A 12967-nucleotide genomic window follows, 5' to 3' on the forward strand; every position below is an offset into this window, starting at 1 on the left:
TGTCCTTAAGTCTTTGTTGAGTCTGAATTTGTTTTTATTGTTTTTGTTTTTTTAACTGTATGGGTAACGCTGATGTTGGCTCAGTTGGCCTTGCTCTGCCCATCGAGGGCGGCGCGGCACTGGGCCTCGGCGCTGGTGAGCTCCATCAGCACAACCTTGATGTCGTCCATCTGCTGCTGCAGGGCGGATTTCTTCTCTTCAATCAGCGCCAGCATGGTGTTGAGCTGGGTAACGCTGCTCTTGTCGGCATCATAAAGTTCAAACAAACGGCGGGTTTCAGCCAGTGAAAACCCAAGGCGCTTGCCGCGCAGAATGAGCTTAAGGCGAACCCTGTCCTTCAGGCTGTAGATCCGGGTCTGGCCGCGACGCTTGGGTTTGAGCAGGCCCTGATCCTCATAGAAGCGGATAGAGCGGGTGGTGATGTCGAATTCCTTCGACAAGTCACTGATGGAATAGCTGGTTTGTGCGTTGTTGCTTGAACTCATCTCGACACCGGATATTACTTGTTTCAATTGCAAGCAAGATATATGAAGTTTACGTAAAGGTAAAGCTGGTGTCGCGTGTCGGGCAGGCTTTTGGCGCAGGCGCTGTCAGCGCGACCTTACAGGCAAGCGTTATTCCTGGGTGCTTCTCAAGCCCGGTTTGTTTTTTGCGCTTGCTCTGCAAGCGCTGGGCTTATGCCTGGAAGCGCTGCGCTAGGGCCTTGAAGCGCTGCGATCATGTCCGGACGCACTTTGCATTGGGTTAAAAAGTGCGGGTGGTTAAATCGGTGAGGGCGGGTAGCGACTTGGCTTGGCGCAATTATTTGGCTTTCGGTAAGAATTCGGCTTTCGGCAAGAATTCCGCTTGCGGCAATAAAAAGGCGCCCGAAGGCGCCTTGATGCAGAACTTAGGGTCAGCGGCTGGCGGCTATTACCGCGCGCTGCCGCTTGCTTTGTGGTCACTGAGCGTTGTCGTTTGCCGCATAAAGCCTGGCGGTGCGGGGCGCTTTTAGCGCCTTCACCAGACTATCGTCGCGCTTGTAGATGTCTTTATAGAAATACAGCTCACCGGCGCGGGACTCTGCAGTCCAGTACATGATGAGGATATCCAGCGGCTCATTCAGGAAAATCTGCTTGGTTTCGCCGGTGGCAAGATGGCGCTGCAAGGTGTCCGGTGTCCAGTTGGGGGCCGATGCCATCAGTTTGTCAGCCAAAACCAGCGGATCTTTCACCCGGATACAGCCATGGCTGAAGGCGCGGTCTTCCTGACTGAACAGGCTTTTTGATGGCGTGTCATGTAGGTAAATCGAGTGGGCGTTGGGGAAAATAAACTTGATTTGCCCAAGCGCATTGTTTGCAGATGGCTGCTGCACAAACCAGTAGGGGAAGCTTCGCGGGTTTACCGTCTGCCAGTCGATGCCGTGGCTGTTTGCCGGGGCGCCGGAGGCGGTACGCAGTACAAAGTTTTTCTTCTCCAGATAGTTAGGGTCTTTCTTAAGGTGCCAGATTATCTCGCGGCTGATAGAGCGCGGCACGGTCCAGGTGGGGTTTGCCACCATGTACTTGAGCTTGGACTTAAACAGCGGCGTTTTGGAGCTTACCTTGCCGATGATGATGTCGGTTTCCCAGTTGAGCTGATTTTGCTTGAAGAGCCTGAGCTGATAACCGGCGAGGTTCACTATCAGAAAGTCAGGCGACAGATCCGCCGACAGCCAGCGGGCGCGCTCAAGGTTAATACGGATTTGGTCGGCGCGATCGGCAAATGAGACATTCATCGCCGCCATGGTGCCCTTGCCGATAATGCCGTCAGCTTTAAGGGCATGGTGCGCCTGAAACCGTTTAACTGCCTCAAACAGCTCGCCGCTTAAGGTCAATGGCTGCTCGGCCGGAATGTTATCAAGATAGCCAAGCTGCGAAAGGCGTTTGGCTATCTCGTCAAGGCTTGATGCACTTGCGCCCTTGCGGATAGTGGCATCGAGGGGAATGACACTGAAAGGCTCTGAATCGGCAAGGGTCTGCATCCGCTGCAAGTGCTGTTTAAGCTCTTTATAAGGCTGATATTGGGGCGTCAGGCTTTCGAGCGCCTTATCGAGGCTCTGCTCTTTCACATGGCGGTCAAGCTCGCGGGCGAGGGTATCAAAATTGATGCTGACTTCATCGTAGTTCCAGGTGCGGTCAACCAGCGCTGGATTCACCTTGCCGTTCAGCAGATGCGAGCCGTAGGTGATAACCCCATCGGTGAGCAGCAGTTCAAGGGTAAACAAATCATCGCCGCGCCAGCCGCTCTGGCTGACTTTCTGATACAGCTCATTCAGGGCGCTGACATGGTAATCCGCCGGACTCAGCCCTTCTTTTGCCGCATCACCCAGGAGGCTTATCACAGACCGGGCATAGTCTTTGTCGAGCCAAAGGGGTTCAAACTGGCGGTTTTGATAAAAGCGTGACAACAAATCAATGCTGCCAAGCACCTGATTATGCACGGTATCGCTTTCGCCAAGCAGGATGGGCTCAAGCAGCAGCGCCAATTGCCGTGCCTGCTCGCTGGCGGGAGCCTGAACCTGGACGCTGGCTTCGGTGCCCGCGGGCTCCTGGGTTTGCGAAGCGGCAATGCCAATGGGGAGGGTACTTAGCAGAAACAGCAGCGAGGCTGCCACGGGGCGGAGTTTTGTCATTGTTAACCAGTCTTCCTTGAACAAAGTGTCTGCAAAATCCTAACCTTGAGCGTGACACTGTTCAATCTTTGTTACCGGTTATTCTGTCTTTGTCACATCAATGTAGGCTTTTGTCTAATGGGGGGGACAAAACTTGCGCGCAATAATGCCATCAATAAGGAAGGGACCTTAGCGGCGACTATCGCCACTCCACCTTGGAGGCACATAACAATGACAATAACGAGCACAAGCATCAATCCCGCGGTTGACCCGGCCGAGCCACTGAGACGTGAGGCGCGGGACAATCCGGTCAGTTACTGGCAAAAGGCAGCGGCAATGGTGGACTGGCATAAAAAGCCCGCCACCATACTCGACGACAGCCAGGCGCCGCTGTATCGCTGGTACACCGACGGCGAAATCAATACCTGCTACAACGCGCTTGACCGCCAGATTGCGGCCGGCCGTGGCCAGCAAACCGCTTTTCACTACATAAGTCCTGTCACCGAGACTGAATATTCCATCAGTTATGATGAGTGTCTGGCGCAGGTAAAGCGCCTTGCGGGGCTCCTTATTGCCGAGGGCGTTCGCGCTGGCGACCGGGTGGTGATTTACATGCCCATGGTGCCTGAAACCGCCTATGCCATGCTCGCCTGTGCCCGCATTGGCGCCATTCACTCGGTGGTGTTCGGCGGCTTTGCCGCCAATGAGCTGGCAAGCCGCATTAACGATGCCAAGCCGGTGATGGTGTTGTCGGCATCCTGCGGGGTGGAGCCATCCGGCGTGGTGGCCTATAAGCCGTTGCTGGACTCAGCGCTGGCGCAGGCCAGTCACAACGTAAGCAAGTGCCTGATTTTGCAGCGCCCACAATATGAAGCGAGCATGCAGGAGGGGCGCGATCTCGATTGGCAACAGTCGGTGGCCAGTGCGCCCGACGCCGATTGGGTGCCTGTGAAATCCACCGTTCCCCTTTATGTGCTTTACACCTCAGGAACCACAGGTCAGCCCAAGGGCGTGGTGCGTGACAACGGCGGCCATGCGGTGGCGCTCGCCTGGTCGATGCGCTACATCTACGACATCGAGCCCGGCGATACCTTCTGGGCCGCATCGGATGTGGGCTGGGTGGTCGGTCACTCTTACATAGTTTATGGCCCGCTTATCGCCGGTGGCACCTCGATTTTGTACGAAGGCAAGCCGGTGGGCACCCCGGATGCGGGCGCTTTCTGGCGCATTATCAAAAAGTACGGCGTAAAGAGCTTTTTTACCGCGCCGACCGCCATTCGCGCCATCAAGCGTGAAGACCCCGAAGGACTTTTGTGCCGCAGCGTGGATTTAAGCTGCCTTAAGCAGATGTTCCTCGCCGGTGAGCGCTGCGATCCCGATACCCTGATTTGGGCGCAGCAACTGCTCGGTAAGCCTGTGATTGATCACTGGTGGCAAACCGAGACCGGTTGGCCAGTGGCTGCCAACCTGATGGGTATAGGCCAAACCCCAATCAAGCCCGGCTCGCCGGCGCGGCCTGTGCCTGGCTATCAGGTGGATGTAGTCGATGAGGCGGGCAACAGCGTCGGCGCGGGCGAGTACGGTAACGTGGTCATTCGCCTGCCGCTGCCACCCGGCACCCTGCCGACCCTGTGGCAAAACGATAAACGCTATATTGACAGCTATCTGTCTATGTATCCGGGCTGCTACCTCACCGGGGACGCAGGTTACATGGATGAAGACGGCTACCTTTACATCATGAGCCGTATCGATGACGTGATTAACGTGGCGGGGCATCGTTTATCCACCGGCCGCTTTGAAGAGGTGCTGTGCCAGCATCCGGCCGTGGCTGAGGCGGCGGTAATTGGCGTTGAAGATAAACTGAAAGGTCAGGTACCCCTTGGGCTGGTGGTGCTGAAAAACGGCGTAACGCTCACCGACGAGGCACTTAAGGCCGAGCTGGTGGCGCTGGTTCGCAGTGAAATTGGCCCGGTCGCCGCCTTTAAACTGGTGAGCGCCATCCCTAAGCTGCCCAAGACCCGCTCCGGCAAAATCCTGCGCGCCACCATGCGAAAGATTGCTGACAATCAGGAATACAGCGTGCCTGCCACCATTGAGGACCCGGCGACCCTGGAGCTGGTGCGTAACACCCTGACCCGCATGGGTTATGGTGACGCCAAAGTGTGAATGCCGCTCTCAAACGGTGAACGAGTCCCAACGCCTGAAACCGCGACGCTGAAGTCTCGCTGGATGCTGTTAAGGCAAGGCTTGGCAGCGCAACTTTAAACCCTGTTATCAGAACTGCTGCGTTTTCAGAAATACCGTGTTTTCAGAGGCCCCCGCGTCGGGGGCTTTTTTATGGCCAAAATCCGAAGCGGGGTAAGCTCGTCATTTTGCAACAGTTTTAACCAGTTACTCCGCCATCTGGCGCGCATTTTAAGGCCGTAGCTGTAATTCATTTACCAAAGTGGCTATAATCCGCGGCGAATTGTGCCTCTTTCTGTACCCGTGGAATAAAAATATGCAAAACCACACCAAACTGCACGACATCGGGGTCATTGGCCTGGGTGTCATGGGCAAAAACCTTGCCCTGAATATCGCAGACAATGGCTACCGCGTTGCCGCCTTCGACCTCGATGGCGCCAAGGTTCGCGCCGCCGTCTCTCAGTCGGCCGCCGAAGTGGCTGCCAAGCCTGCCCACAGCAAGGCGACTGAAATCACCGGTGTGGACAGCTTAAAGTCCATGCTCGCCTGCTTAAGCTCACCCCGTTTGTTGCTGCTGTCTGTGCCTGCCGGTGCGCCGGTGGATGGCGTGTGCTCGGCGCTGATGGATGCTGGCATCAAGCCGGATGACATAGTAATAGACACCGGCAACAGCCTGTGGACCGACACAGTCAAGCGCGAGCAGGATTACGCCGGCCGCTTTGTGTTCTTCTCCTCGGCGGTGTCCGGCGGTGAAGTGGGCGCCCGTTTTGGCCCGTCTTTGATGCCGTCCGGCAAAAAAGAGGCCTGGGACAGAGTGGCGCCTATCTGGCGTGCCATTGCCGCCAAGGTGGACAACACCACCGGGCTGCCGATTGAGCGCTTTGAGCCGGGTAACCCCGTGCTTGAGGGCGAGCCCTGCACCGCTTACATCGGCCCTGCCGGTAGCGGTCATTACGTAAAAATGGTGCATAACGGCATTGAATACGCCGATATGCAGCTGATTTGCGAAGCCTATCATCTGCTGTCGGACGTACTTGGCCTTGTTGCCGAAGACATAGCTGCCATTTTTGAGCGTTGGAACCAGGGCAAGCTTAACAGCTACCTGATGGGGATCAGCGCCGAAGTGCTGCGACAGGCTGACCCCATCACCGGCAAGCCGCTGGTGGAAATGATTTTGGATAAAGCCGGCCAGAAGGGCACAGGTTTGTGGACTGCGGTAAGCAGCCTGCAAATCGGCACCCCTGCGCCAACTATCGCGGAAGCGGTTTACGCCCGCGCCCTGTCCAATCAAAAGGCGCTGCGTATTGAGCTTGCCGGTCGTCTTGGTGGCGCTGAGCCGCTTGAAGGCGTGGATGCAAAAAGCTTTATCGATGAGCTGGAGCAGGCGCTCTACTGCGCCAAAATCTGCTGTTACGCCCAAGGGTTCCAGCTGATGGCCATGAACGCCGCCGAGCAGGGCTGGGAGCTGGATTTTGCCGCCATCGCCCGTATTTGGCGTGCCGGCTGTATTATCCGCGCCACCTTCCTGCAATCCATTACCGATGCCTATGACGCTGAGCCAAAACTTGCCAACCTGCTGATGGCTGACAGTTTTGCCAAGGCGCTGGGTGAGGCGCAGCAGTCATGGCGTCGTCTGGTGTCCAAGGCGGTGCTGGCAGGTGTGCCGTCGCCCTGTATCACGTCGGCGCTTGCCTACTACGATGGTTATCGCCGCGAAACCCTGCCTGCCAACCTGCTGCAGGGCCAGCGTGATTACTTCGGTGCCCACAGTTTTGAGCGTATCGACACGCCAAAGGGTGAGAAGTACCACCTTAACTGGAGCAGCGCCGAGCGCGATCTGATTAAGCTCTAAGCTAAGTATCAGATAAAAAATAAAAAGGCTTCCCGCGGGAAGCCTTTTTAATGCGCGTGATTTACAGCTGCCGCATCAGGACTGAGTCGGAATAAGCAGTCCCAAGGAAAAGAGCACGCTGAATACCAGCGTCAAACGCGCGGTGCGGCCAAGCAGCGGATTTAAGGCGCCGCCGCTGACTTCACTGAATTCCCGCGATAAGCGCCGTGCAATCACCAGCGACAAACCGGCGAGCAGCACAGGCCAGCCCGGTAAAATGCCCATCAGAAAACTGCCGATAATCAGGCCGAAGGGCAAATACACCAGCGCCTGATACAGCACCCGTGCCTGGGCTTCGCCAATCCGCACCGCCAGAGTGCGTTTGCCGGCCTTGCTGTCGGTGCTGATGTCGCGGGTGTTGTTGACCAGCATAATGGCCGCGTTAAAAAGTCCAATGGCTGCGCCCAAAATCCAGGCGTCTACCGATGTGGTACCTGCCTGAAGATAGTAACTGCCGACCACGGCCACCAGGCCAAAAAACACAAAGGCGGCGACTTCACCCAGGCCATGTGAGGCGAGGGGATAGGGGCCGCCGCTGTAACACAGGGCGCCCAGAATCGATGCGGCCGCAAGGATGGCAATAGGCCAGCCGCCTTGCCAAATCAGCACCGAGCCCACCGCCAGCGCCGCCAGCAGCGACGCTATCATGGCCGCTTTCACCTTTGCCGGGGCGATAAGGCCGCTTTGGGTCACCCGCACAGGGCCCAGGCGCTCTTCGGTATCCACACCGCTTTTGAAATCGAAATAATCATTGGCGAGATTCACCGCAATTTGCAGCAGCAGCGCACATACCATGGACGCGATAGCGATGGTGAAACTGAAGCCGTCAAGACTCAGCGCCAGGGTGTTGCCCACCAGAAGCGGGCCGATGGCCGCGGGCAAGGTTCGGGGCCGGATGGCAAGTAACCAGGGATTCATGGGGTTTTATTACCTGAAACAAAAGACCTGCCAAGGATACCAAGAAATGGCACGAAAGTTAGCACAATCGAAATCACGCATTTAACAGACTGGGACAGGCCGCACACAGCGTAAGGGTGATAAGCCCAATTTTGCCATCAGAGTCAAAGTTTTGTGCCGGACGCTGTGCTTTATTTGAAGTCTGGTTGCCTGGCGCACCAAGGGATGGGTTTAAGTTGGGAGAGCAAGATGCGATTCGATGACCAGTCAGTGCTGATAAGCGGCGCGACCTCTGGCCTTGGCCGAGCCTACACTCTGGCGCTTGCCGAGCGTGGCGCGAGGCTGTGGCTGCTCGATTGCACAGACAGCCACAGCGATGCCGTGTTGAGCCTGCTGCGGTCGGTAGAGGCCGCCGGTGGCAGCGCCCGCTACCGTGAGCTGGATTTAGCCGATGCGGCTGCCATTGACGCAGCCTTACCTGAGCTTGCCCGCGCTGGAATAAGCCTGCTTGTGAACAACGCCGGGCGCCATAGCCATGGCGATTTTGCGCATTTATGCAGCGCGGATTTTATGCAGCAGCTGCAGGTGGATGTGTACGGCAGCTTTGCGCTCACCCATGGGCTGTGGCATGGCATGATGGAGCGCGGCTATGGCCGGGTGGTGATGACCACAGGGGTGAGCGCCCTTTACGGCGATATGCATCAAAGCGCCTTTGCCTGCGCCAAAATGGCGCTGGTGGGGCTGGTCAATGGCCTTGCCGCCGAAGGTGCCGGGCGCAACGTGCGGGTAAACAGCCTCTGCCCGCTGGCCCATACGCCCATGACTGAGAAACACCTGGCGATGCAGGTCAAACCGCTGTTCTCAAAAGAAATCATTACCGCTGTGATGCTGTTTTTACTCAGCGGCAATGCGCCCTTTGGCCGCCATTTGCTGGCCGGTGGCGGCAGTGTCAGTGAGCTTTGTCTGGCAGAGCACAGCTACCGCTATTTTGATTCCGCCTGCCGCACCCCGGAAGCGGTCGCCGCCCATTGGGGCGAAATCGCCTCGGCCTGGCCCATTCAGACGCACAGCAGCGGCGAGGAGCAAATTCTTGCCTTCGCCAAACGCACCGCGCGGGAGCTTGGGGTTAAACTCGACTGAGTGCTCATTCAAAGGTAACCCGTGTCACCAACAACAGGGCTGCGCCTTACTATCTTAATCACTCAAGCACTCAAGCACTCAAGCACTTCAGTTTTGGCTAAGCGGCTCTGCGCTTCTGCGACACACGGCCACTTCCATCGGTGACGGCGGTTTTTCATGCACCCCTGCGGCGGGATGCTCGCAGCGGTTGGGGCTTTTTGTTACTCTTTTGCCTATGTTCGTCAAATCAGTGAGATAACATGAGCCAGGTATTGGATGACCTAGTGTCGCTGCTTACCCTCGAGCCGCTTGAGATTGGTCTTTATCGCGGCCAGAGCCAGGATCTGGGCTTTGGCCATGTGTTTGGTGGTCAGGTAATGGGGCAGGCGCTCAGCGCCGCCCGTGAAACCGTTGACCCCAGCCGCAAGGTGCATTCGCTGCACAGCTACTTTCTGGTTGCCGGCGATGAGCGCCTGCCGATTGTGTACGACGTGGAAATTATGCGTGACGGCGGCTCTTTCAGTGCCCGCCGGGTGAAGGCGGTGCAAAAGGGCAGGCCGATTTTTTACATGACCTGCTCGTTTCAGGCCGAGGAAGACGGTTTTTCCCACCAGATTGCCATGCCCGAGGTGCCGGGGCCTGAGGGGCTACTTAACCAGCAGGAGCTGGCGGTAACCTTAAGAGACAAAATCCCGCCGAAAATGCTGGAAAAATTCATGGCCGACGCGCCGATTGAGATGCGGCTTGTTGACCCGCTGAGCCCCTTTGCGCCGCGCTCCCGCGAGCCGGTGCGCCATGTGTGGCTGCGTGCCAACGGCAAGGTCGAGGGCGGCAGTCATCTGCATGACGCGCTGCTGGCCTATGCGTCGGATTTCAATTTTCTGGTGACCGCTGCCCAGCCCCACGGCGTGTCCTTTTTAACCCCGGGTATGCGCATGGCTACCATAGATCATGCCATGTGGTTCCACCGCCCCTTGGATATGAACGATTGGCTGCTGTACAGTATCGACAGCCCCAACGCCAGCGGCGGCCGTGGCTTTGTTAAAGGACATTTTTTTAACCGCCGCGGTGAGCTGGTGGCATCGGCGACCCAGGAAGGGCTGATGCGGATGAAAAAGGAAAACAAATGATGTTTGAACCTGTGTTTAAATCGGCGGTGAAACTAGCCGCTGCAGCGGCGCTGCTGCTCGGCCTCACTGGCCTTGGCGGCTGCGTTACGGTTGAAGCGCCTGAGCCCGTGGTGCTTAACGGCGCGGCCGGTTACCTTGAGCGGGTGGCCTTGCCGCAAAACAGCGCCATCACCATAGCCGTTATCGACCTGGATACCCCGGGCGTGGTGATTGCCCAAAAATCCTTTAACGTGGTCAGCGCGCCGGTGCCGTTTAAGTTTATCCTGCCGCGGGAATCCATCGACAAAAAGGTTAATTACGGTGTGGTTGCCCTGATAAAACACAATAATCAGGTGATTTTTCAAACCTATGACCGTTATCCGGTGATTAACAACGATAAGTTCACCACCGAAGTCATTATGAAGCCGGTGCAGCGTTAACGCGGTGCCAGCCGATAAGCTGACAGGTTTGGACAGCGCTTCCGGTGATGATGTCTGCGCGCTTGAAACATCCGGCGTGAATTTTTCTGACCGAGGGTTTGAGCGTGAAAATCCAGCCGCAAGGCTTGCTGCCATTTTGCGTTCCAGCGAGTGGCATTGCCGCTGCCTGCATGCGGCCGCGCTGGTGATGCGCGATGAAGGCATTGGCGATTATCTCCTTGCCGCCGGTTTTGTTCGTCACGCGGTATGGGATACGCTGCACGGCGCCGCGCTCACTAAGCCTGATGATGTGGATGTGATTTATCTCGGGAACCCTGCCCACAGCCCTGATGAAGCCAAAGCTTTTGAGGAGCACCTGACCGCAAGGCTTCAGCAAGCCTTTGCGGCGGGCTGGGAAGTGAAAGATCAGCGCCGCATGCATCTTCGCCACGGCGATGCGCCTTACCAAAGCCTGGCCGCGGCCATGACGGTGTGGCCCGAGCAGGAAACCGCTGTTGGGGTGAGGTTTTGCCCCGATGGGTTTGCTAAGAGTGGTGAAAACCTTTTGCCTTTAGATAATCCGCCGGCAAACGATTTACCCACAGCCGCCTGCGGCGATTTTCGAGGCGCGTTGCAAGAGGATTTGCAGGCCGACCTGGAAATAGTCGCGCCTTGGGGCCTTGACGGCCTGTTTGCGCTCACTATCACCCCGACGCCGCGTCCGGCACCTAATCAGCCGCAAGGGCTCTTTCATGCCCGCGTTGCCAGCAAAAATTGGCTGGCGCGTTACCCCAAACTTCGTATCAACCGCTGAGGTTTGAGTTAAGCCCTTTCAGCGCCGGTATTCATTTGCGCCGTCCCGCTGCAGCATCCTGCAAACACAGATCCAGTTCATGGTATCCCGCAGATGCCGTCCAAACCATGCCATCGGGTACAAGCTGTGCAATCAAAGCCATCAGCGGACGTCGGCATAAGATTTTATGGGGTTTCGTTCTGTAAATGCTTGTTTCAGCGTGATTTGGCGCCGGGTAATGCGACAAACCCTGTCAAATGTGTGAGCCAGATCCCGCGCTTTGTACCTCAAACTGGGTATCAGGCGGCGGCGTTGATTTGGATCAAGAAAGTTAACGCATTGCTCTGGCAGGCTAGGCCTCAATTGTTACGGATGTAACTGAAAATAACAAAACCTGCGTGGTTAATGGAGTAAATGATGAAGAAGTCTTATCTGTCTGGTCTGGTTGCCGCCTCCCTGCTGTCTGTTGTTTCTGCTTCTGCTCTGGCCCATCAGGCCGGTGACATTATCGTTCGCGCCGGTGCCGTAGTTGTTGCGCCTGATGAGTCCAGTCCTGACGTGGTTCCGGGCGCCCAGTTCGGCGTTAACGACAACACTCAGCTGGGTCTGAACTTTGGCTACATGCTGACCGACAACTGGGCTGTTGAGCTGCTGGCTGCTACCCCATTCACCCACGATGTGTCTCTGGGCGCGCTCGGCAAAATCGCTGAAACCAAGCACCTGCCACCAACCCTGGTTGCCCAGTACTACTTCGGCAATGCCAACTCAGCCTTCCGTCCTTACGTGGGCGTGGGTGTGAACTACACCAATTTCTTCGATAACGAATTCACCAACGACCTGAACGGCGCGCTGACCGATCTGAGCCTGTCTACCTCTATCGGTTGGGCTGCCCAGGCCGGTTTTGACTACACCTTCAACAAAAACTGGCTGCTGAACGCCTCTGTGTGGTACGCCGATATCAGCACCGACGTGAAATTCAACCTCGGCGGTGAAGCTCAGTCGGTAGCCACTGACATCAACCCATGGGTTTACATGGTGAGCGTGGGTTACAAGTTCTAAGGTTTCCCTTCCCTGCAAACCTTGGATAAAAAAGGCGCCGATGGCGCCTTTTTTGTGCTTGTTTTTCAAAAAGAAAAAGGTTTAGTGCTTACCCTTTTTCTTCCAGTGTCGGGTATTGTAGATATATTCCGGCAGCAATCGGGTAAGCCAGGCCACCAAGGCCCAGCGGCGGGTAATGTAGGCGCGCCGTTTACCTTTTTTGAGTGCCCGCAGGATTTGCGCTGCCACCTTGTGCAGCGGTGCCAGCCACAGCTGGCTTTGCTGCATGGCGGCCTTGTCTAGCAGCCCAAGCTGCAGATCGGTAATGGTAATGGGTAGCTTCAGGCGCTGGGCGTGCATCGACAGGCCTTCGAGGTAATTCTGGGCAAAGGCTTTTGAGGCGTGATAAGCCACCGCCGGACCGCCGCGAAGGCCGGCAATCGAATTGATGGCTGCAAGCTGGCCGTAGCCTTGCTCGCGAAGCAGTCTGAACGCCGTATTGCAAATCAGCGCAAAGCCCTGCACGTTTACCTTGATGATGTCAGACTCGATTTGCCAGGGCAGATCCGGGTGATAGCTGTTCAGGCCGGTATTCACCAGCACCAGATGCGCGCCGCCAAGCTGTTGCCACATGGCTTCGATGGCTTGGGCTGCGGCGTCCGGCTCTGTGATGGGCAGGGCACCGAGTAGAATATTTTCTTGTGCGCTTGTATCCAGCGCGGCGATAAACTCCGCCATGGCGGCAGGGTCGGGTACCAGCAGGCCAAGGCGGGTGCCTTCTGCCGTGAGTTGGGTCACAAGTTCGCGGCCCAGTTGTGAGCTGGCGCCCACAATTATCGCAGTTGCTTGAGTCATAAGGATATTCAGCCAAAGTACAGGGCTATC

At 56.7% G+C, this 12967-nt stretch carries 11 protein-coding genes; 7 read left to right on the plus strand and 4 right to left on the minus strand.

Annotated elements, in window-relative coordinates; all coding sequences use genetic code 11:
• Window positions 1-80: 80 nt before the first annotated feature.
• Complete coding sequence (locus KJI95_RS10525; RefSeq protein WP_214507148.1) at window positions 81-485, minus strand: MerR family transcriptional regulator; 405 nt, start codon at window positions 483-485, stop codon at window positions 81-83.
• Window positions 486-940: 455 nt separating this feature from the next.
• Window positions 941-2653, minus strand: a complete 1713-nt coding sequence (locus KJI95_RS10530; protein ID WP_214507149.1) for a L,D-transpeptidase family protein — start codon at window positions 2651-2653, stop codon at window positions 941-943.
• 210 nt (window positions 2654-2863) lie between these two features.
• Between KJI95_RS10530 and KJI95_RS10535 the strand changes: the two genes are divergently transcribed.
• Window positions 2864-4798, plus strand: a complete 1935-nt coding sequence (locus KJI95_RS10535; protein ID WP_250885757.1) for a propionyl-CoA synthetase — start codon at window positions 2864-2866, stop codon at window positions 4796-4798.
• Between the two features lie 334 nt (window positions 4799-5132).
• Window positions 5133-6668 (plus strand): NADP-dependent phosphogluconate dehydrogenase, encoded by a 1536-nt coding sequence (gndA, locus tag KJI95_RS10540; RefSeq protein ID WP_214507150.1) that lies wholly within the window; start codon window positions 5133-5135, stop codon window positions 6666-6668.
• Window positions 6669-6743: 75 nt separating this feature from the next.
• Here gndA and KJI95_RS10545 read toward each other — a convergent pair whose 3' ends face one another.
• Window positions 6744-7625, minus strand: a complete 882-nt coding sequence (locus tag KJI95_RS10545; RefSeq protein ID WP_214507151.1) for a 1,4-dihydroxy-2-naphthoate polyprenyltransferase — start codon at window positions 7623-7625, stop codon at window positions 6744-6746.
• Between the two features lie 228 nt (window positions 7626-7853).
• Between KJI95_RS10545 and KJI95_RS10550 the strand changes: the two genes are divergently transcribed.
• From KJI95_RS10550 to ompW, 5 genes are all read left to right on the plus strand, one after another.
• Window positions 7854-8744 carry an SDR family NAD(P)-dependent oxidoreductase gene (locus KJI95_RS10550; RefSeq protein ID WP_214507152.1) on the plus strand — a complete coding sequence of 297 codons (891 nt, stop codon included), beginning with the start codon at window positions 7854-7856 and terminating at the stop codon, window positions 8742-8744.
• A 239-nt stretch (window positions 8745-8983) separates the two neighbouring features.
• Complete coding sequence (tesB, locus tag KJI95_RS10555; RefSeq protein WP_214507153.1) at window positions 8984-9853, plus strand: acyl-CoA thioesterase II; 870 nt, start codon at window positions 8984-8986, stop codon at window positions 9851-9853.
• Window positions 9850-10272 (plus strand): YbaY family lipoprotein, encoded by a 423-nt coding sequence (locus tag KJI95_RS10560; RefSeq protein WP_250885758.1) that lies wholly within the window; start codon window positions 9850-9852, stop codon window positions 10270-10272. The genes tesB and KJI95_RS10560 overlap by 4 nt, the downstream gene beginning before the upstream one ends.
• Window positions 10273-10300: 28 nt before the next feature.
• Window positions 10301-11065, plus strand: a complete 765-nt coding sequence (locus KJI95_RS10565; protein ID WP_214507154.1) for a nucleotidyltransferase family protein — start codon at window positions 10301-10303, stop codon at window positions 11063-11065.
• Between the two features lie 393 nt (window positions 11066-11458).
• Window positions 11459-12103 (plus strand): outer membrane protein OmpW, encoded by a 645-nt coding sequence (ompW, locus tag KJI95_RS10570; protein WP_284730701.1) that lies wholly within the window; start codon window positions 11459-11461, stop codon window positions 12101-12103.
• 81 nt (window positions 12104-12184) lie between these two features.
• On the opposite strand, the gene KJI95_RS10575 is transcribed toward ompW, so the two are convergent.
• The gene (locus tag KJI95_RS10575; protein ID WP_214507156.1) at window positions 12185-12937 is read right to left on the minus strand and encodes an SDR family NAD(P)-dependent oxidoreductase; all 753 of its coding nucleotides are present in this window, start codon (window positions 12935-12937) and stop codon (window positions 12185-12187) included.
• Window positions 12938-12967 lie beyond the last annotated feature (30 nt).

It is taken from the genome of Shewanella jiangmenensis (genome assembly GCF_018596335.1).
In the GTDB taxonomy this organism is placed as follows: domain Bacteria; phylum Pseudomonadota; class Gammaproteobacteria; order Enterobacterales; family Shewanellaceae; genus Shewanella; species Shewanella jiangmenensis.

Bases quoted from the DNA above. Each gene is read 5' to 3' on its own strand.
- KJI95_RS10525 (WP_214507148.1), bottom strand. From the start codon at position 485: ATGAGTTCAAGCAACAACGCACAAACCAGCTATTCCATCAGTGACTTG.
- KJI95_RS10530 (WP_214507149.1), bottom strand. From the start codon at position 2,653: ATGACAAAACTCCGCCCCGTGGCAGCCTCGCTGCTGTTTCTGCTAAGT.
- KJI95_RS10535 (WP_250885757.1), top strand. From the start codon at position 2,864: ATGACAATAACGAGCACAAGCATCAATCCCGCGGTTGACCCGGCCGAG.
- gndA (WP_214507150.1), top strand. From the start codon at position 5,133: ATGCAAAACCACACCAAACTGCACGACATCGGGGTCATTGGCCTGGGT.
- KJI95_RS10545 (WP_214507151.1), bottom strand. From the start codon at position 7,625: ATGAATCCCTGGTTACTTGCCATCCGGCCCCGAACCTTGCCCGCGGCC.
- KJI95_RS10550 (WP_214507152.1), top strand. From the start codon at position 7,854: ATGCGATTCGATGACCAGTCAGTGCTGATAAGCGGCGCGACCTCTGGC.
- tesB (WP_214507153.1), top strand. From the start codon at position 8,984: ATGAGCCAGGTATTGGATGACCTAGTGTCGCTGCTTACCCTCGAGCCG.
- KJI95_RS10560 (WP_250885758.1), top strand. From the start codon at position 9,850: ATGATGTTTGAACCTGTGTTTAAATCGGCGGTGAAACTAGCCGCTGCA.
- ompW (WP_284730701.1), top strand. From the start codon at position 11,459: ATGATGAAGAAGTCTTATCTGTCTGGTCTGGTTGCCGCCTCCCTGCTG.
- KJI95_RS10575 (WP_214507156.1), bottom strand. From the start codon at position 12,937: ATGACTCAAGCAACTGCGATAATTGTGGGCGCCAGCTCACAACTGGGC.